Genomic DNA, 18736 nt, shown 5'->3' with positions numbered 1-18736 from the left:
ACGCTACACATGAAAAAAATATTTGCCATTTTGATGGCAATTTTGGTTGTTATTTTGTTCGTTGGGACCGCTGTTTTTCTGTACGGAAAATCCCAGGAAAAACCCGTAGTGTATGAAACAGAAAGTCCCATCGTGACCGATATAGTAAAGAAAACAGTTGCTACGGGAAAAATCATTCCGCGCAAAGAAGTGGAAATTAAATCACAGGTATCTGGCGTGGTGGAGCGCATCTACGTGGAGGCAGGTCAGCCCATTGCTAAGGGGGAATTGATCTCGAAAATACACATTATTCCCAATATGGAACGTCTGAATACAGCTGAATCCCAAATGGAAACTGCGCGTCTAAAGTACAATAACGCTAAGCGCGAACTGGCAAGGCAGCAAGAACTTTTTAACGAAAAATTAATACCCGAATTTGAATACAATAAATATTTGCATGAGTATGATTTGCAAGCCGAAACCTTGCAGGCCGCCGAGAGCAATTTAGCGATTATTCGCGAGGGAGCCTCTAAAAAAGCCGGAAAAATTTCCAATCTGGTGCACGCAACATTGGAAGGGTTGATCCTGGATATTCCGGTAAAAGAAGGCACCTTTGTAACAGAGACCAATACCTTTAATGCCGGTACGACTATCGCCACTATCGCCAATATGCAGGACATGATTTTTGAAGGGACGGTAGACGAGGCTGAAGTTGGGAAAATTCACGAAGGTATGGAGTTGTTGCTAAATATTGGTGCTATCGAGACTGAGCCCTTTGTTGCCGAGTTGGAGTATATTTCGCCAAAAGGCTATGACGACCAGGGCACGATCAAATTTCAAATTCGCGCAGCGGTAAAGTTGCGAGAAGATCGCTTTCTTCGAGCAGGTTACAGCGCCAATGCCGATATCGTGCTGGATAAGCGCGAGCAGGTACTGGCGGTGAATGAGCGCGCATTGTTGTTTGAGGGCGACGAAGTGTTTGTTGAAGTGGAGACCGCGCCGCAGATCTTCGAAAAGCGAAAAGTAAAGATCGGCCTTTCAAATGGAATTTTTATCGAGATTATAGAAGGAGTGGATAGTAAAATGGCGTTGAAAAAACAGTGAGTTGTCTTTTGTGGCAGGGTGCTTGAGGCTGAGCCGGGTCTTATCTATTTTTATCGCTAAGCTTAAACCGGGTGTGATGTGCTTGCTGCGTTTTCTACCAAGTGCCCTTTTAAAAAAGCCCCGGAGAATTCGGGGCTTTTTTGTCTACGCAGTAAAATTACTTTATAGCCCTTCTTCTGCGAGCGAAGCTGATGCCGACCAATCCCAGGCCGATGAGCGCGAGACTGCCTGGCTCGGGAACAGATACGACGTCCGTGGTTATCTTAAAGTTAGGTATGATACTTGTTCGGTAAGCTCCCGTTCCAGCTGTGGAGCCGCTATAGAATTGGCCAACGTGAGTGTTAGAGGCCGAACTGTTTCCGTAAAAACCGGTACTCCAGGAGGAATCGCTAGCGGTGACGCCTACGGGAGAGAACGCTATCATTAGGCCGCCGCCTAAAAAATCCCATGCTGAGTCGATGGTGAACTCCAATTCATAATCGCCTTGAGTGGCTGTTCCTTGGCCACCATTTCCACTGGAGACGACGCGGGTGAATCCGTTTGCGTCTGCTGCATTACCCCCGTTTGTGATGGTTGATGCTAAAAAAAGATCAAAAATAATGTCCACGTCATTTACGCCGGACAAATCGAAAGAAATGGTGTCTCCGCTTGATAAGCTGAAAGAATCGATATCCTTGTACACGCTGGTCATAAATGGGCCGTAGCTACCTGCGCAGCCAAATGGAATACAATTGCCTATGTTTGCGTTTTGGTCTTCTACTGTTATGACAGCGGCGTTCGCTTTACCTACCAATAGCGAGCAAAGGATTAGGCATAGATAACTAACTTTTCTCATTCTGTAATTTCCTAAAATATTCAATAGCGTTAATGCTTTAGCATCAAAGCAAAAATAGTACCAACGTGCCAACTTGTTGATTTTTATGTGTTATTTGGTGCCAAGTATTTCTATATTTAAATAATGTAAAGGATGTCGACGCTGTGGGTCTGTTTGGTGCGCCCACCGGCGGGGGCTTAGGTCGAGCGCTTTTCCATTGCTCGTGGCTTGGTTATAAGGTGCAAACTACAGAGCTGAAACCACTGCGTTTGGATATCAGAGGGAGTGGTGTGTTATTCGTTATGAGCTTTAAAGGCGTGATTGTGTTGTTGGCGTATGTACTCACAAATCTAGCGACGATTCGGCGTGTCGTTTTTGTGGCTTAGACAGGTAAACAGGGCATTGGAGCGAAGGTCTATCTTACTTAAGAGGCTTGGAGTGCTTTTTTACCGCTATTGGTGATACGGGTAAGCACGAAGAAAACAACTGAAAGCGAAGCTTTCAGTTGTTTTTGTTTGAGGGTTAGCCCTTCATGTCCTCAAGCTCAATTCCTTTGGTTTCGTGCACATATTTAAGTACAAAGACTATCGAGATTGCCGCGCAGATGGTGTAAAAACCGTAGGCGCCGGCAAGACCAATGGATGCGAGCATAATGGGGAATGTGATAGTAATACCGAAGTTGGAGCCCCACTGGAAGAAGCCAGCAACGGCTAAGCCGGATCCGCGGATCTGATTGGGGAACATTTCGCCCAGCATAACCCACATAATTGGGCCCCATGAGGCGTTGAAGAAAACGACATACAAGTTGGCAGCAACGAGTGCGAGTATACCCATATTATCACTCAGGCTAACGCTACCTTCCGCGTCGAGGCTGGCGGTAGAAAATGCAATAGCGCAGAGGCCCAGGGTAGCCGCCATGCCAGCAGAACCAATCCACAGCAGAGGTTTACGGCCGATTTTGTCGACCAGCAGAATGGCGACAATGCAAGCGGCAATACTCAAGCTGCCGGAGACAACGTTAATAAAGAGCGCATCGTTTTCAGAAAATCCAACGGACTGCCACAGTACGGCACCGTAATAAAATACAACGTTAATGCCTACCAGTTGCTGGAAGGTTGCTAGGCCAATACCAACCCACACCAGTGAGCGAACTTTTCCTGTAGCTTTGTCTTTTAAATCGGAAAAGCGGGGTTTGTGGTGGTCTGCGGCAAACGAGGATTCGATTTCCTCTAGCTTGGTTTTTCCTGCTTCTTCACCGTAAAGTCGGGTTAATACCGCTAGGGCTTTTTCTGTACGTCGCTTAACGACTAAAAAACGGGGGCTTTCTGGGATTAATAAAAGTGCGAACAGGAATATGCCAGCTGGAATCATTTCCACCCAGAACATCCAGCGCCAAGTTTCTGCATCCAACCACAATTTATTATGTGCAGAGCCGGAAATATCGGCCAGCAGATAGTTGCTTAGAAATGCGGCCGTTAAGCCGCTGATAATGGCAACTTGTTGTATGGTGGTGAGTCGGCCGCGATAGCGGGCGGGAGCGACTTCGCTGATGTAAGCGGGAGCCATTACACTCGCAGCGCCAACGGCTAGGCCACCGAGTATGCGGTACACAATAAATTCTGCCGAAGAGGTGGCAATACCGGAACCCCAGGCGGATATCATAAAGAATATGGCGGCTAATATTAGCATGAATCTGCGGCCATAGAGATCGGCCAGGCGCCCTGCAGCTGCTGCACCGAAGGCGCAACCCATGAGCATGGAGGCAACGTTAAAGCCGGTGCCGACAGAGTCTGAGTTGAAAGCCGCTTGCAAGCCATCTACCGTTCCATTGATAACGCCGCTATCGAATCCAAAGAGAAACCCCCCGATAGTGGCTACGCAGCTGATCAATAAAATAAAGGCGAAATTCTCGCTATTTTGCTGAGTGGCGTGAGTCATATTGATACCTAATGGTTATTTTTAATATTAAATTGCCTACGGATCATGCCATAGGCTGAGTTATTGTTAGGTGTCGCTAAACTTCGAAGGTAAAGCCCTGTTGGGTCAGTTTTTTGTAGGCTTCTTCGTCGAAGCGATAAAGGTTTGCCGCGCGGTGGGCAACACCTTTTTGCTTTTCGTTACAGGACGTAAGCAAATTCATTTTCATGATTTTTCGGCGAAAGTTGGGTTTATCTAGGGAGACATCCAGAATAGCTTCGTACAGTTCCTGCAGCTGTAGCAAGGTGAACTTTTCCGGAAGAAGGTTAAAGCCAACAGGGTGGTGGCGTACCTGATGTTGCAGGTGCTGAATACCGCAATCGAGAATTTCTTGATGGTCGAAAACCAAGTGGGGAGTATCGTGGACATTAAACCAGCCCGCTTCCGAAGCGCTGAACCCGGCCATTAAGGCGTAATCATCTGCACTGACCAATGCGTAGTAAGCAACGGTTACGACGCGCTCGGCGGGGTAACGATTGACCTTGCCGAAGGTTTTCAGCTGTTCCAGGTAGGGGTGCTCTACACCGGTTAACACTTTAAGCAGGCGCTTGGCGGCATCTTTGAGGTCTTCTTCGTGTTTGATCCAGCCACCGGGTAGCGCCCATTCTCCCATGCGAATGCCTTCGCCGTGTTTAATCAAAAGAATTTTTAGTTCGCTGCCATCTAGCCCGAAAATCAGGTTGTCGATGGATAGGCCGCGCATTACACCTTCTGGAAGCGGAAAGGGTTCTCGATTTAAGCCCACGGAGGTTGCGTTAGACACGTTGATAGGTTTCCGTATTCCAGTTAAGTTATTCATCTTATTTAAAGCGTATTTACTGCTAAAAGTGTATTTACTTCTGCTGGCTATACAGTAAGGTATTACGCCAAGTTTTGCAGCCTTATTGTGGCATCTAAATCACGAATTTGATGGACAGTTGATACCGGTGTATCTGAATGTTTACCAATTGCTGATATTGATGCAGTTAGTCTTGCCTTCGCAGCGATTCGCGTACGAAAAGGTGTTTTTGGCGCCGAATATGTGAAGAAATTTTCGATGGATCAATGTTCCTTGATCCTAGCACCATTATCGCTTGTGGTCAAAACGACAATAAGACTATACTTCGCTCCCCGTGACGTAGTGAATTCACTAGGGGCGCTAGTCCTCTTACATCTCAAAATACAAATATTTTCTTGGTGGGTATAACAATGCTTTTTCTTGGAATCGACGTAGGTAGTTCATCTGTAAAACTTTCAGTTCTGGATGGATCAACCGGCCAGTGTCTGGCATCTACTCATTACCCGGAAACAGAGCAGGAAATTTCTGCACCTCAGCCCGGCTGGGCCGAGCAGCACCCGGATTTGTGGTGGGATGGTATTAAGAATGGCTGCGCCAAACTGTTTGCCGCTGATAATGTTGATGCTCAAAAAATTGAAGCGATTGGTATTTCCTACCAGATGCACGGTCTAGTAATGGTCGATGCTTCACAAAACGTGCTGCGCCCTGCGATTATTTGGTGTGATAGCCGAGCGGTTCCCTACGGTGATGCAGCGCTGGAAGCATTAGGTAGCGATTATTGCTATGGCCACTTGCTGAACTCTCCCGGAAATTTCACCGCGTCTAAGTTACGTTGGGTACAAAAAAACGAGCCCGAAACATTCGACAAGATTCATAAGGTTATGTTGCCGGGTGACTACGTGGCTATGAAATTGTCTGGCGAGATTAATACGACCGCGTCAGGCTTGTCGGAAGGAACCCTATGGGATTTCAAAGGCCAGAAAGTCGCGCAGGAGTTGCTGGATCATTGGGGTATCAGTTCAGATCTAATTCCGGAGATTGTGCCCAGTATAGGAGAGCAATCTGAAGTGTCTGCTGCTGCCGCTGCAGAGCTGGGTCTTCGCGCCGGAGTAAAAATTAGCTACAGAGGCGGCGATCAGCCCAATAACGCGCTAAGCTTAAACGTTTTAGAGCCTGGTGAAGTGGCCGCTACGGCGGGTACTTCCGGGGTGATTTATGGTGTTACTGATAAACCTGCGGCCGATCTGGAATCGCGTGTTAATACGTTCCTGCACGTTACCAGTGAGCCTGACGCGCCCCGTAACGGGGTGTTGGTCTGCGTAAACGGCGCCGGTCGTTCCTACAGTTGGCTTCGTCAATTGTTAAGTGTGGATGGCGAGCCAGTGGACTACCGTTTACTGAATGACAAAGCTGAAGCCACATCCATCGGCAGTGATGGTCTGATCTTCCACCCTTTTGGTAACGGTGCAGAGCGCATTTTCCAGAATCGTAATATGGGCGCCCAGTTGCGCAATATCGACTTGAATCGACACGGCTTAGGTCATATGGTTCGCGCCGTACAGGAAGGCATTGTCTTCGCCCTGAATCAGGGTTTTGATGTGCTGAAATCGTTGGGAGGCAGTTGTGATGTGGTGCGTGTAGCCCAGGGCAATATGTTCCTTAGCGATGTTTTTGCCACGGCATTTGCCAATACCACGCAAGCGGCGGTTGAAGTTTATGAAACTGACGGCGCAGAAGGTGCTGCGCGTGCTGCTGCCTTGGGTTGTGGCTATTTTAGTAACGCGAAGGAAGCGTTTAGCAGCCTGGCTCGAGTGAATGTTATTGAGCCGGATACGAATAAAGTTGGTCAGTACCAGCAGGCATACGGTGAGTGGGTAGCGGCGTTGCCAAGCGTTAAGTAAATTATTTTTGGATTTATCAATGAATGAAGTTCAACAGCAAGATATAGAGCCTTTCGTGCTGAGCACGGGGGATGGCCGCTGTAAGCTCAGCCTTATGCCGGCGTTCGGCGGTTTAATTAATGGTCTCTGGCTGTCGCCATCTGCGGGAGCCGAGCCAGTCAGTGTTATTGCCGGTATTCACACAAAAGAAGCACTTCTGAACAATAATCAGTATCGCGGCGTTGCACTCTACCCTTTTCCCAACCGGCTTGATGCTGGTCAGTATTGCTGGCTGGGTGAAACGCAGCAGTTTGGCATTAACGAAGAGGCCTTCAACAATACTCTGCACGGTTACCTATATCGAAAACCGGCAAAAGTGGTTGCGGTTGAAGAAGGAGAGAGTACTAGCCGAGTTGAGCTGGAATACGATCTAAGCGATACCGAAGCCGGATATCCCTTTAGCGTGAGCGTGCGTATTGAGTATCTGCTGAGTAGCACAGACGGCCTCACTCAGATATTTAAGATAGTGAACAATCACTCACATGCAATCCCGGTTGGTGTTGGTTGGCACCCCTACTTTGAGTTGCCCGGCTGCAGTGCTGACGAGTTGCGACTCAGCATACCAGCGGTTGAGCGTGCAGTAATTGACGAACGTATGTTGCCCACCGGCGAATATACGAGCTATAACCAGTTTCAGGCATCGTGTGCTATTGCCAGCACAGCGTTCGATGACTGTTTTCGCCTTGCGGACCAAGCGTCACAAGGCAATGTCAGGGTGAGTCTTTTTTCGCCTGTTGACAATTTGCGTTTGGATGTTTGGCAGCGCAGTGGCCCTAAAGGCTACAATTTTATTCAGCTGTACATACCCCCAGATCGTAAATCTGTGGCCATTGAGCCCATGACCTGTGGCATCAATGCGTTTAATACCGGCGACGGCTTAATAGAGCTGGCTCCGGGTGAAGAGTTTCAGGCCCATTGTGGCGTGCAACTCTCAAAATGAACCATTTTTTAAAATTGCTCTACAAATAAGGTAGCGAACTATGAGTGTATTAATTGGAGATAAAGAGTATTTCCCTGGTGTAGGCAAAATTGCCTACGAAGGCCCGGATTCCGACAATCCATTTGCGTTCAAATATTACGATGAGAACCGCGTGGTAGCCGGTCGAACCATGAAAGAATTCTTCAAGTTCGCTACCTGCTACTGGCATTCTTTCTGCGGCACTGGCGGGGATCCCTTTGGTCCAGGTACTCAGATTCGCCCATGGCATCAGACTCAGGGCGATGCCCTGATTCGCGCCCAGTCCAAAATGGATGCGGCTTTCGAATTTTTCACTAAGCTGGGAACCCCCTACTGGTGTTTCCACGATATCGATCTGATCGATGAAGGTGCGTCACGCGCTGAAACTGGCGACCGTGTAAAAGGCATTGTTGAATACGCTAAAGGCAAGCAGGCCGCTTCCGGTATGAAACTGCTATGGGGTACAGCCAACTTGTTCTCCAACCCACGTTATATGAACGGTGCTTCCACTAACCCTGATTTTAACGTTTTGGCCTACGCCGGTGCCCAGCTGAAAGATGCCCTGGACGCGACTATCGCCCTGGATGGTGAAAACTACGTATTTTGGGGTGGTCGTGAAGGCTATATGAGTCTGTTAAACACCCAGATGAAGCGCGAACAGGATCATATGGGTCGTTTCCTGACCATGGCTCGTGACTATGCCCGCGCCCAAGGCTTTAAAGGTACTTTCTTTATTGAGCCTAAGCCAATGGAGCCGTCCAAGCACCAGTACGATTTTGACAGTGCAACCGTTATTGGCTTCCTCAAATCTCACGGTCTGGAAAATGACTTTAAACTGAATATCGAAACTAACCACGCAACTCTGGCCCAGCACACCATGGACCACGAACTGCAAACCGCTGCCGACGCTGGTATGTTGGGTAGCATCGACGCCAACCGCGGCGACTATCAGAATGCTTGGGATACCGACCAGTTCCCATACAACATCAACGAAACCGTTGAGCTGATGCTGGTACTGCTGCGCAATGGTGGCCTGCAGGGTGGTGGTGTTAACTTTGATGCTAAGACTCGTCGTAATTCTACCGACGTGAACGATATGTTCCATGGTCACATCGGTGGTATGGACGTATTTGCCCGCGCTTTGATGATCGCTGATGATCTGCTGCAGAAGTCTCCTTTGGAAACTATGCGTAAGGATCGTTACAGCACTTACGATTCTGGTAAAGGTGCCGATTTCGAAACTGGCAGCCTGAGCCTGGAGCAGCTGGCTAAGATCGGTAACGCCAATGGCGAACCCGCTCAAAGCAGTGGTCAGCAAGAGTTGTACGAGAATATCATCAACCGTTACATTCGATAACCGATCCGGTTGTTTTCTAGAGGGCCCCGCTAAATAGCGGGGCTTTTTTTTGCCTGAATTTCCTAAAATGATCGTGAAAATAGCGTGGGAATACTCTATAGTGCTGATCGTTTTTTGATCTATTAAAGTGTTGGTAAATGAATATAAAGCGTGTTGACCTGGTACTGGTGGAGAAAGCGCAAGCTAAATCGCGTACAGAAGCCCAAAAGCTGATCGCTGGTGGTCTGGTTTCCATCAATGAGGCGGGTAAATGGCGACTCGTGCGCAAACCTTCGGAGAAGTTATCAGACAGTGTTGAACTGAATGTGGAATACTCCCCGGAGCAGCAGTTTGCATCCCGGGCGGGTCTAAAGCTGGAAGCGGCTCTGGAGCAGCATTCCCTCTCAGTGGAAGGCCTAATAGCTTTGGATGTGGGTCAATCGACTGGCGGTTTTACCGATTGCTTATTGCAGCGGGGCGCCGCCCATGTGGTTGGCGTGGAAGTGGGGCACAGCCAGTTGGTTGCGCATTTAAGGTCGGATAAACGGGTAACGGCTATCGAGCAGTGCAACGCCCGATATCTGGGCTCGGAGGATATGCCGCCTATTGCTGCCAACGGTTTCGACCTAGTGGTGATGGACGTGTCGTTTATTTCCCAGCATCTGATTTTGCCCAATTTACCAGTGCTGATGAAGCCGGGAGCGGTACTGGTCAGCTTGGTAAAACCACAATTCGAGGTGGGGCGCGAGGCGATTGGGAAAAACGGAATTGTGCGCGATGAAGCTTGCTACAAAACCGTAAAGGAGGCCATTCTTAGGCGCTTGCAAGCGTTGGGTCTGCAGCAGCTTGCCTATATCGACAGCCCTATTAAGGGAGGTGATGGCAACCGGGAATTTTTAGTCATTGCCAAAAAATGTAGAGAAACGTTAATGAGCGCAAGCAGTGAGTGCTAAAGCTTTTGTCCATTGCTACAGTTACCGAACTGCGTTACCCAAAAAGTTGTTTACGGAGCAGCATTTGAAATTATTCGTTTTACAGATAGTACTGTGCATTTGGCTTGTTGCGTGTGGAGGAGAATCGAGTGATAGTTCTTTAGCTCCTAGTCAGGCTCCCACACCCACGTTAACCCCAACTTCAACACCGGTTCCCACTCAGGTGCCAACGACTGCGCCGAGCGCAGTTGGCAGTGATATTGTTATCAGTGGCTATATTACCTTTGATCTAGTGCCACACAGCTCCTTGGGCGCGCTGGAATATAGTAATGCGACGGCGGAACCCGCCAGAAGCGTGAACGTTGTTTTAATGAATGCCGATAATGAAATCATTCGTCAAACTAAAACCGACCAAAACGGTTATTACCGGCTGGGTAGCCCCGTGGAAACTTACGTTCGCATTGTCGCACAATCAAAAATGGAGCAAAGCGAAGGCGCAATTTGGTCTTTTGATGTGATCGATAATACTGCCGAGGGCGCCTTATATGTGTTAGCGGGAGAATTGCAAAACAGTGGGCTTAGTGACGGTGAACGAAACCTTCATGCGCCTTCTGGTTGGAATACGTCAACCCAATCGTTTGATGATATTGCTGTTCGCCCGGCAGCCCCTTTTGCGATTCTGCATGCGGCTTATCAGACAGTCGAAAAAATAGTGGAAGCCGATGCCTTGGTTGAAATGCCGCCCTGCCATTTTAACTGGAGTTATTTAAATAAAGCTGTGGAAGGTGATATAGCCGAGGGCTTTGTGTCGACGGCGTACTACGATCTTGCCAATAGAAATATATTTCTATTGGGTGAGGCCTACAACGATACTGACGAATACGATTTCAGCGTTATTCAGCACGAGCTGGGTCACTTTATAGAGGATGTACTGTCCCGGTCCGATAGCATTGGTGGTTCGCACAGCCTGGCCGATATGCTGGATATGCGTGTGGCGTTCAGCGAAGGTTTTGCCAATGCTTTTACGGGCCTGGTATCGGGCCAGCCCAAATATATGGATTCCATTGGTCGATCGCGATTATCGAGTTTCACTTTTAGTGTTGAAGACAATTATTACGGCAATCAGGGTTGGTATAGCGAAAACTCCATTGGCAAAATTCTTTACGATATTGGTGATAGCACCAATGAATATGGCGATGAGCTGAGCTTGGGTTTTGAGGCGATTTACGACGTAATGGTGGATCAGCGTTTTATTAAGAACGATGCACTATCGAGCATCTTTCTATTTAGCGAAATTTTTACCAGCTTAACTTCAAGTGAGGTAGACGGAGCCTACAAGGCATTGTTAGAAGATCAGGAAATCTACAGTGCGCAGCGTTTTGGCGAGGATGAACTGAACAGTGGTGGTAACGCTGATTTTCTACCGGTCTATCACAGCCTTGTGCGCGGTGGAGCGGTCGAAGTGTGCAGTACCAATGAGATTGCCGCCTACAATGGCCTGGGCGTGAGCCAGTTTATCCGTATTGATATTGATGATCCTGGCACGACGCGTATTAGTATCAAGCAAAAAGCGGGCAGCCTAGAGCAAGCGAATCCCGATGCGCGCTTGTTTTACCGGGGTGCCTATGTGGGTAATTTGAATAGTGAAGTGATGGGTAGCGAAGTGGAAAGCTTCAATTTAAGTGCCGGTACCTATGTTCTCGAAGTGTTCGATGTTTTCAATACGGATTTCGCTGTTTTCACTACGGATGAAGATGCGGATGTCAGGGAGAAATCCTGCTTTGATGTGCAGGTGATTTAATGGACATGCTAAATATGAATAAATACTATCTCATCTCAGTACTAGGCTTGCTGCTCGTATGCTCTGTTATGGTTGGCCAAGTTTCTGCCGAGCGAGCACACAGTCAAAAGCCGGGTGCGGCTGTTCGCCTTGTGAATCCAGCACCCGTTACTGTTATGGCTGATGAAAACCGTCTGCTCACGATTCAATTCGAAACGCCGTTGTCAACAGATGTGTTGGTGATTCAACTTCGTTCTGCGGAAGGGGTTAATATTTTATCGACAACAAGAGCGTGGCAATTTAAGCGGGGTGAAAAACCCTTTATTAAACTAGATATTACAGCAGGCTCTGAATCTGGCCACTATGCGGTAATGTTTGATGTTACAACGATTCGAGAGGCTGCGGGGCGAACACTCTCCGCCAGTAGAATCCTTGGCCTGGGGGTTATTGTACAAGCCGATACCGCGCAATCTACGGCCACGCGCAAAGCATCCAAGCCCAAGCGTAATGTAAAAACCTTACCTAACGGCACAAAAGTGCGCTGGATGGAAGCGCAGAATCCCAAGTAGAGCGTCGCTGTATTCTGCTACAATCCGCTCTATGCATACTCATACTCTTCTCGATTCGCTCAATCAGGCGCAGCAGCAGGCTGTTGCCGCAGATCCCGTTAATCAGCTGGTACTGGCCGGTGCTGGCAGTGGTAAGACCCGCGTGTTGGTACATCGCATTGCTTGGCTTATTCAAGCTCACAACTATTCGCCTCATCAGATTCTCGCGGTAACGTTTACCAATAAAGCTGCGCGGGAAATGCGAGAGCGTCTGGGGAATTTACTGGAAGATGGCGTTGCCCCTTTTAGTACCCGCAGTATGTGGGTCGGCACCTTTCACGGAATTGCCCACCGTTTGTTAAAGGCGCATTGGCAAGAAGCAGGCTTACCGCAGAATTTTCAGATACTCGATAGCGACGATCAGTTGCGCTTGGTAAAGCGTGTTTATCAGGGCTTGAATCTGGATGACAGTCGCTGGCCGCCGAAGCAGGCGCAGTGGTTTATTAACGGCGAAAAAGATGAAGGCAGACGGCCACAACATATCAATGAGGGGCACGATCCGTTTCTGGCGACCATGAAAATGGTTTACCACGCATACGAAGAAGCCTGCGCGCGTGGTGGTCTGGTAGATTTCGCCGAGCTGCTATTGCGCTCCCACGAGCTTTGGTTAAAAAACCCCACCTTACTCGGCCACTATCAAATGCGTTTTCGCGCGATACTAGTGGACGAATTTCAAGATACCAATGCCGTTCAATATGCCTGGCTGCGGGTGCTCGCGGGTAAAGATTCACGCATAACGGCGGTTGGCGATGATGACCAGTCAATTTATGGTTGGCGCGGTGCAAAAATCGAAAATATACAAAAATTCGAACAGGACTTTGAGCCAGTGGCAGTAACGCGTTTGGAGCAGAATTATCGCTCATCGGCCAATATTTTGAATGCCGCCAACGCTGTAATCCAAAACAACGCCGACCGTTTAGGGAAATCACTGTGGACCAATGACGGAGATGGCGAGCTTATTGATTTATACACCGCGTTTAATGAACAAGACGAAGCGCGCTATATTGTTGAACGATTGAAAGACTACATCGATGAGCACGGCTGTAACAATAGCGATTGCGCTATTCTGTACCGTTCTAACGCTCAATCCCGCGTGTTGGAAGAAGCGTTTATCCGCGAAAATATGCCCTATCGTATATACGGTGGGCAACGTTTCTATGAGCGCCTGGAAATTAAAAATGCGCTGGCCTATATGCGTATATTGGTAAACCGAAATGACGATGCAGCCTGGGAGCGTGTCATTAATACGCCTACCCGTGGCATTGGAGCCAAAACGATTGAAACCATCCGCGTGTTCGCGCGGGAGCAGGGCTGCTCGTTGTTCGATGCACTGCAAGGAGCTGTCCGCAATCAGGCTTTTACTGCGAGAGCGACCAATGCCCTTAAAGGGTTTGTAGCGCTTGTCGATGAGCTCGAAGATGCCATTAGCGGATTAACATTGGGCGAGGCCGCAGAACAGGTTATTCGACAAAGCGGCCTGCTCGATTTTCATCAGAAAGAAAAAGGTGAAAAAGGTCAGGCGCGAGTGGAAAACCTGCAGGAGCTTGTTAATGCCTGCCGTTTATTCGAGCCGGAAGATGAAAGCCTGACGCCCTTGCAGGAATTTGTCGATAAAGCCGCATTGGATGCCGGCGATGCCCAGGCCGATGAATTTGAAGATGCCGTCCAAATGATGACGCTGCACAGCGCCAAGGGCTTGGAGTTTCCTTTAGTCTTTTTGGTTGGTATGGAAGAGAATCTGTTTCCCCATAAAATGTCGATCGAAGAGCCGGGGCGCTTGGAAGAGGAGCGGCGCCTGTGTTACGTGGGAATCACCCGTGCGATGAAAAAACTGGTCATCACTTTTGCCGAGAGCCGCCGCATGCACGGCAGCGAAAACTTTAATGCACTCTCTCGCTTTGTTAGAGAAATACCCAGCGCCTTAATGCAGGAAGTGCGTATAAAAGCCACCATCACCCGGCCTTCGTCTTATGGTGCTGCGCGGCCGCGGAATAATAATATTAGCCAGCAAGACGTCAATGATTTCCCGGGACTTTCACTTGGGCAGATTGTCAACCATCCCATCTTTGGTGAAGGGACAATTTTGCAGTTCGAAGGCCAAGGTGCCAGCGCCAGGGTCAATGTTAATTTCGCGACAGAAGGCGCCAAGTGGCTGGTATTGCAGTACGCGAAGTTGGAGCCTCTAAACTAGCAGGCCGTTAAATAAGTCTAAGTTGAAAGCGCGGAGTTAATAATGGCTCAAAATAATTATTTGCCCACGAGTAAGCTCCGCCTTTTTCCGGATGTTATTGCACTGAAGGCCCATCTAACATTTTTTACAAGTTGCTGGTCAGGCCCCCTTTTGCGCCATCGCGTTTTTAATGCTTGCCAGCTCATCCTGTAATTCTTCGACCATCGCTTCCAGCAGCTCTACTCGGTCTTCTAGCGCGGATGTGGCTTCAGGTTGCGGTAGATTGCTTGCTGGGGCGCCAGCTTCGTCGTCGACGGATTTCTCGGTTGCTTCTTCATCACCAAATAAATGTCCGTACCGCGCTTCTCGACGTCCAGGTTCGACCACGAGTTTTTGCACATAGTTCTTTTCGATAAGCTGTTCCAATACGTTTTCCGTTTGGTGTACACCTGTAAAATCACACAAGCGATTGCTGCGGGTCCTCAGTTCTCCGGCAGTTTGTGCTCCTCGCAAAAAAAGTAGACAAACAATGGCTTGCTCCTGCGTGGTGAATTTGTACTCACTAAATTCAGTACCACAGAAACGGTGCTGATATTTGGGAACTCGCCCGCCAAAACGGACTTCGCTCAGTAATCGCTTTTGCAGCAGGCTGTCGACGATTGCCTGAACATCGGACTCACTTAGCTCAAGAACAGGCTCGCGATTGGTTTTCTGGTTGCAGCCCGTGGTCAGTGCATTTAACGAAAGTGGGTATTGGTCGGGTGTGGTGATAGATTTTTCCATCAATACGCCAATAACACGGGTTTCGAGAGTGTCGAGCTGCATAAAAAGTACCCTTCTTTAGGTGGTCTACCTTGCGAATAGAGTGAGGCAATCAGTTTCCCCAATTTCCATCATTATAACGATTATGGATATAGCCTTCATTGATCAATATCTTAGCTTGAATAGGATCGGTATTACGATTTTATAACGTCAGATTTAACGCTGCTGATATATTTTGTATTTCACGGGGGGTACCCTTCCCCGGAATGTTTAGGGCCATTTCTGAAGTATCAAAATAAGGGTGTGTTAAGCGGTTATGTTTTAGTGGGAGAGGCTAAGCAGCGGCAGCTATCCTCTATTTCATTTCTGCTAGTTGATGGCACGCAGTAGAGAAGCGCTGGTGCAGAGGATGAATTCATCCAGAAAGGGTATTGATAGGTGTGCGCTGTAAACTAATTTGTGTAAGAGAGACTCGGAATGTAAGCGGGGCAAGATTGTATATTGGAAGCTTGGATTACACCTAGTTTATACCCCAAATAAAAAATGGTTATTAGTGGTGTTGATAATAATCATATGCCGGATCATGCGGCGGTTTTGGTAACAAATCCCATACTTTAAAACTCTATTTGTCGTGCAGTTATTCCGTGGTTATATTACATATCGTCTATATGTTTGGCACGCCATTCAAAATGTAGAAAAACCTTAAGTAATATAGAGCGAAACGTGTGGAGTTCAATACCGAAATAAAAAATATTATTTTTATTTAAAAAAATTAAATCAAAATCTATTTTTTCGAAGATATTTAATTTCAGTTGGCGCGAATATTATTTATGTGTTTTTTCAATAAGCATTCAGAGTGACTAAGTGCGAGGTAAGCTGAAACTTTTAATTTATGCGCTGTTAAATGCCGAATAAATTTGATAGTTTTAGTCATGCTGACTTTTTGAGAAATTTTGTCGTTCAAAGATTCCAGTGGTTTTAAATGCATAATAATAACAACCCACTGCCACTCTTGAGAGCCTTCTGGCAGTAACAGCGAACGTAAAATCTCATGACAAATAAAAAGAATCTGATACTAGGTTTATCGGCCTTTTATCACGACAGCGCCGCGGCGCTGCTGGTGGACGGTGAAATCATTGCCGCCGCGCAGGAAGAACGCTTTACGCGTAAAAAACATGATCCAAGTTTTCCGGAAAAGGCTATTTGCTATTGTCTTTCAGAAGCTGGAGTAACCTTAAATGATATTGATCATGTCGTATTCTACGACAAGCCCTTGGTCAAATTTGAGCGTCTTTTGGAAACGTACCTTCATTATGCACCAAATGGATTCCGTTCATTTTTGGCGGCTATGCCGGTGTGGCTGAAAGAGAAACTGTTTTTGAAAGCGACGCTTAAAAAGGCCCTTTCGGCCCTGAGTGGGCTGAAACAGAGCGAGCTACCTCGCTTGTTATTTAATGATCATCACCGATCACACGCGGCCTCGGCCTTTTTCCCCGCCCCTTATCAGGAAGCTGCAGTACTCTGCCTGGATGGTGTGGGTGAGTGGGCCACTAGTTCTGTGTGGCACGGTAAAGACAATTTACTTACTCCGTTGTGGGAAATTGATTTTCCTCACTCATTGGGTCTTCTATATTCGGCGTTTACCTATTACACCGGATTTAAAGTAAATGCTGGTGAATACAAACTTATGGGGTTGGCACCCTACGGAGAACCCAAGTATGTAGCGCTCATTTTCGATAAGCTAATTGATGTAAAGGAGGACGGAACCTTTCGCCTGGACATGAGCTATTTCAATTATGCGACCGGACTGACCATGGTGAACGACAAGTTCTGCCAGCTTTTCGGCGGTCCCGTGCGCGCACCGGAATCTGTACTGGGCCAAAAAGAAATGGATATTGCCCGCTCCATCCAGGAAGTGACAGAGCTAATTGTTTTGAAAATGGCTAATACCATTCACAGAGAAACGGGTTGTGAGTATCTTTGCCTGGCTGGAGGGGTGGCCCTGAACTGTGTTTCCAATGGCCGATTGCTGCGGGAAGGACCGTTTAAAGATATATGGATACAGCCAGCCGCAGGGGACGCCGGGGGCGCGCTGGGGGCAGCCCTTAGCGTATGGCATGAATATCTGGGCAAGTCGCGCAAGGCGAATCCCTTAGATGATATGAAAGGTGCCTACCTGGGCAGCCAGTACAGCAATGACGAAGTGGAAAGTATCCTCAAAGGTTTGGGGGCCAGGTATCACCGCCTGGAGGATGAACAGTTGATGGATACGCTCGCTGATGTAATTTCCTCGGAGCAGATTATTGGTTGGTTTCAGGGCCGAATGGAGTTTGGGCCGCGTTCGTTGGGGGGGCGTTCGATTATTGGTGATTCGCGCAGCCCGCGTACTCAGTCCACCATGAATCTGAAGATTAAGTACCGTGAATCGTTTCGTCCCTTTGCTCCGGCGGTAAAGGTGGAAAACGTATCCGAATGGTTTGAGCTGGATCGAAAAAGCCCGTACATGCTACTGGTTGCGCCCGTAAAAATGGAAAAATGCAAGGAAATGACTGAGGAGCAGAAAAAACTTTTCGGCATCGAAAGGCTGCATGTTCCGCGCTCGGAAATTCCGGCAGTTACCCATGTGGATTACTCCGCGCGAGTACAAACGATCCACCCTGAAACTAACCCACGCTTTTATCAGTTGGCAGATGCTTTTGAAAAAAAATCCGGTTGCCCTGTGTTGGTGAATACTTCTTTTAATGTGCGGGGTGAACCGATTGTTTGCACGCCGGAAGATGCCTACCGTTGTTTTATGCGAACAGAGATGGATTGCCTAGCGGTAGAAAATTTCATTATGTATAAAAATGAACAGCCCGAGTGGCATGAAGAATCCGATTGGCGTAATGAATTTGAGTTGGACTAAAAGAGAACATATTATGTTAGATATCAATGTCATACAGGCGCCCATGACCGTTAAGCAGCTTAAAGAGTTCGGCTTAGTTACGGCTGCGATTTTTGTGGGCTTATTTGCTCTACTGTTGCCCTGGCTATTTAGCCATGCCACACCGAATTGGCCTTTTATAGTCGCTGGGGTGTTGGTGGTATGGGCTCTGGTTTTTCCCGCTACGCTAATTTACTTGTACCGGCCATGGATGAGGGTGGGCTTAGTGCTGGGCTATGTTAACGCGCATATTTTATTGGGAATTATTTTTTTTATTATCGTCACCCCTATTGGGCTTTTACTGAAGCTATTTGGTAAAACAGCTATAAAGCCCTTAGAAAGCACACAAACTAGCTACCGAATAGAAAGTCAAATACCGGACGCTAGCCACATGGAGAACCCCTACTAATGATAGATTTAATTGGCGACCTATGGGGCTTTATGAAAGCCCGAAAGAAATTTTGGCTAGCGCCCATTATTGCGGTACTGCTATTGTTGGGAGCCCTAATCGTTTTTGCGCAGGGCTCGGCGGTAGCGCCGTTTATTTATACATTGTTTTAGGTGGCGGCTTGAAACATCAGCGTTGTGCTACGCACTGAAGATATCTTCGTCAGTGCGCAGGTTTTGTGGTAGTACCTGGGGTGGGTAAAAGGTCGCGAAAGGCGCGGCGATAAC

General features: G+C 47.9%; 15 protein-coding genes. 11 read left to right on the top strand and 4 right to left on the bottom strand.

Annotated features, from left to right (window positions below; translation table 11 throughout):
• The first annotated feature begins 9 nt into the window (after positions 1–9).
• Entirely contained in the window at positions 10–1083 is a 1074-nt protein-coding gene (locus tag H5715_RS15305) for an efflux RND transporter periplasmic adaptor subunit (RefSeq protein WP_075187110.1), read from the top strand.
• 157 nt (positions 1084–1240) lie between these two features.
• Here H5715_RS15305 and H5715_RS15300 read toward each other — a convergent pair whose 3' ends face one another.
• The 3 genes from H5715_RS15300 to H5715_RS15290 form a co-directional block, all read right to left on the bottom strand.
• Entirely contained in the window at positions 1241–1918 is a 678-nt protein-coding gene (locus H5715_RS15300; protein WP_075187111.1) for a PEP-CTERM sorting domain-containing protein, read from the bottom strand.
• A gap of 501 nt (positions 1919–2419) precedes the next feature.
• Positions 2420–3835, bottom strand: a complete 1416-nt coding sequence (locus H5715_RS15295) for a sugar porter family MFS transporter (RefSeq protein WP_075187113.1) — start codon at positions 3833–3835, stop codon at positions 2420–2422.
• 76 nt (positions 3836–3911) lie between these two features.
• Positions 3912–4577: an NUDIX hydrolase gene (locus H5715_RS15290; RefSeq protein WP_246434790.1), complete on the bottom strand. Its 666-nt coding sequence runs from the start codon at positions 4575–4577 to the stop codon at positions 3912–3914.
• A 485-nt stretch (positions 4578–5062) separates the two neighbouring features.
• Between H5715_RS15290 and H5715_RS15285 the strand changes: the two genes are divergently transcribed.
• From H5715_RS15285 to uvrD, 7 genes are all read left to right on the top strand, one after another.
• Positions 5063–6553, top strand: a complete 1491-nt coding sequence (locus H5715_RS15285) for a xylulokinase (protein ID WP_075187115.1) — start codon at positions 5063–5065, stop codon at positions 6551–6553.
• 19 nt (positions 6554–6572) lie between these two features.
• Positions 6573–7532, top strand: a complete 960-nt coding sequence (locus tag H5715_RS15280) for an aldose epimerase family protein (RefSeq protein WP_075187116.1) — start codon at positions 6573–6575, stop codon at positions 7530–7532.
• Positions 7533–7572: 40 nt separating this feature from the next.
• Complete coding sequence (gene xylA, locus H5715_RS15275) at positions 7573–8907, top strand: xylose isomerase (RefSeq protein WP_075187117.1); 1335 nt, start codon at positions 7573–7575, stop codon at positions 8905–8907.
• A 137-nt stretch (positions 8908–9044) separates the two neighbouring features.
• Complete coding sequence (locus H5715_RS15270) at positions 9045–9839, top strand: TlyA family RNA methyltransferase (RefSeq protein WP_075187118.1); 795 nt, start codon at positions 9045–9047, stop codon at positions 9837–9839.
• Between the two features lie 64 nt (positions 9840–9903).
• The gene (locus tag H5715_RS15265) at positions 9904–11619 is read left to right on the top strand and encodes a hypothetical protein (protein ID WP_139309869.1); all 1716 of its coding nucleotides are present in this window, start codon (positions 9904–9906) and stop codon (positions 11617–11619) included.
• A gap of 14 nt (positions 11620–11633) precedes the next feature.
• On the top strand, positions 11634–12167 hold the full coding sequence (locus tag H5715_RS15260) for a hypothetical protein (RefSeq protein ID WP_139309870.1): 534 nt from the start codon (positions 11634–11636) through the stop codon (positions 12165–12167).
• Between the two features lie 31 nt (positions 12168–12198).
• The gene (uvrD, locus tag H5715_RS15255) at positions 12199–14397 is read left to right on the top strand and encodes a DNA helicase II (protein WP_075187120.1); all 2199 of its coding nucleotides are present in this window, start codon (positions 12199–12201) and stop codon (positions 14395–14397) included.
• A gap of 138 nt (positions 14398–14535) precedes the next feature.
• Here the strand turns inward: uvrD and H5715_RS15250 are convergent, their stop codons facing one another.
• The gene (locus H5715_RS15250) at positions 14536–15201 is read right to left on the bottom strand and encodes a YceH family protein (protein WP_075187121.1); all 666 of its coding nucleotides are present in this window, start codon (positions 15199–15201) and stop codon (positions 14536–14538) included.
• 988 nt (positions 15202–16189) lie between these two features.
• Here H5715_RS15250 and H5715_RS15245 point away from each other — a divergent pair.
• From H5715_RS15245 to H5715_RS15235, 3 genes are read left to right on the top strand one after another with little or no spacing between them, the layout of a single operon-like run.
• Positions 16190–18043: a carbamoyltransferase family protein gene (locus H5715_RS15245; protein WP_075187123.1), complete on the top strand. Its 1854-nt coding sequence runs from the start codon at positions 16190–16192 to the stop codon at positions 18041–18043.
• Between the two features lie 13 nt (positions 18044–18056).
• Complete coding sequence (locus H5715_RS15240; protein WP_075187124.1) at positions 18057–18470, top strand: SxtJ family membrane protein; 414 nt, start codon at positions 18057–18059, stop codon at positions 18468–18470.
• Complete coding sequence (locus tag H5715_RS15235) at positions 18470–18622, top strand: DUF5989 family protein (RefSeq protein WP_175574313.1); 153 nt, start codon at positions 18470–18472, stop codon at positions 18620–18622. The genes H5715_RS15240 and H5715_RS15235 overlap by 1 nt, the downstream gene beginning before the upstream one ends.
• The last annotated feature ends 114 nt before the right edge of the window (positions 18623–18736 follow it).

The sequence above is a fragment of the Teredinibacter haidensis genome (genome assembly GCF_014211975.1).
In the GTDB taxonomy this organism is placed as follows: Bacteria; Pseudomonadota; Gammaproteobacteria; order Pseudomonadales; family Cellvibrionaceae; genus Teredinibacter; species Teredinibacter haidensis.
This window is presented reverse-complemented; position numbering and strand designations above follow the sequence as displayed.

Excerpts from the sequence above, each read along its gene's own strand:
- H5715_RS15305 (WP_075187110.1), top strand. The coding sequence starts at position 10 with ATGAAAAAAATATTTGCCATTTTGATGGCAATTTTGGTTGTTATTTTG.
- H5715_RS15300 (WP_075187111.1), bottom strand. The coding sequence starts at position 1,918 with ATGAGAAAAGTTAGTTATCTATGCCTAATCCTTTGCTCGCTATTGGTA.
- H5715_RS15295 (WP_075187113.1), bottom strand. The coding sequence starts at position 3,835 with ATGACTCACGCCACTCAGCAAAATAGCGAGAATTTCGCCTTTATTTTA.
- H5715_RS15290 (WP_246434790.1), bottom strand. The coding sequence starts at position 4,577 with ATGCGCGGCCTATCCATCGACAACCTGATTTTCGGGCTAGATGGCAGC.
- H5715_RS15285 (WP_075187115.1), top strand. The coding sequence starts at position 5,063 with ATGCTTTTTCTTGGAATCGACGTAGGTAGTTCATCTGTAAAACTTTCA.
- H5715_RS15280 (WP_075187116.1), top strand. The coding sequence starts at position 6,573 with ATGAATGAAGTTCAACAGCAAGATATAGAGCCTTTCGTGCTGAGCACG.
- xylA (WP_075187117.1), top strand. The coding sequence starts at position 7,573 with ATGAGTGTATTAATTGGAGATAAAGAGTATTTCCCTGGTGTAGGCAAA.
- H5715_RS15270 (WP_075187118.1), top strand. The coding sequence starts at position 9,045 with ATGAATATAAAGCGTGTTGACCTGGTACTGGTGGAGAAAGCGCAAGCT.
- H5715_RS15260 (WP_139309870.1), top strand. The coding sequence starts at position 11,634 with ATGAATAAATACTATCTCATCTCAGTACTAGGCTTGCTGCTCGTATGC.
- uvrD (WP_075187120.1), top strand. The coding sequence starts at position 12,199 with ATGCATACTCATACTCTTCTCGATTCGCTCAATCAGGCGCAGCAGCAG.
- H5715_RS15250 (WP_075187121.1), bottom strand. The coding sequence starts at position 15,201 with ATGCAGCTCGACACTCTCGAAACCCGTGTTATTGGCGTATTGATGGAA.
- H5715_RS15245 (WP_075187123.1), top strand. The coding sequence starts at position 16,190 with ATGACAAATAAAAAGAATCTGATACTAGGTTTATCGGCCTTTTATCAC.
- H5715_RS15240 (WP_075187124.1), top strand. The coding sequence starts at position 18,057 with ATGTTAGATATCAATGTCATACAGGCGCCCATGACCGTTAAGCAGCTT.
- H5715_RS15235 (WP_175574313.1), top strand. The coding sequence starts at position 18,470 with ATGATAGATTTAATTGGCGACCTATGGGGCTTTATGAAAGCCCGAAAG.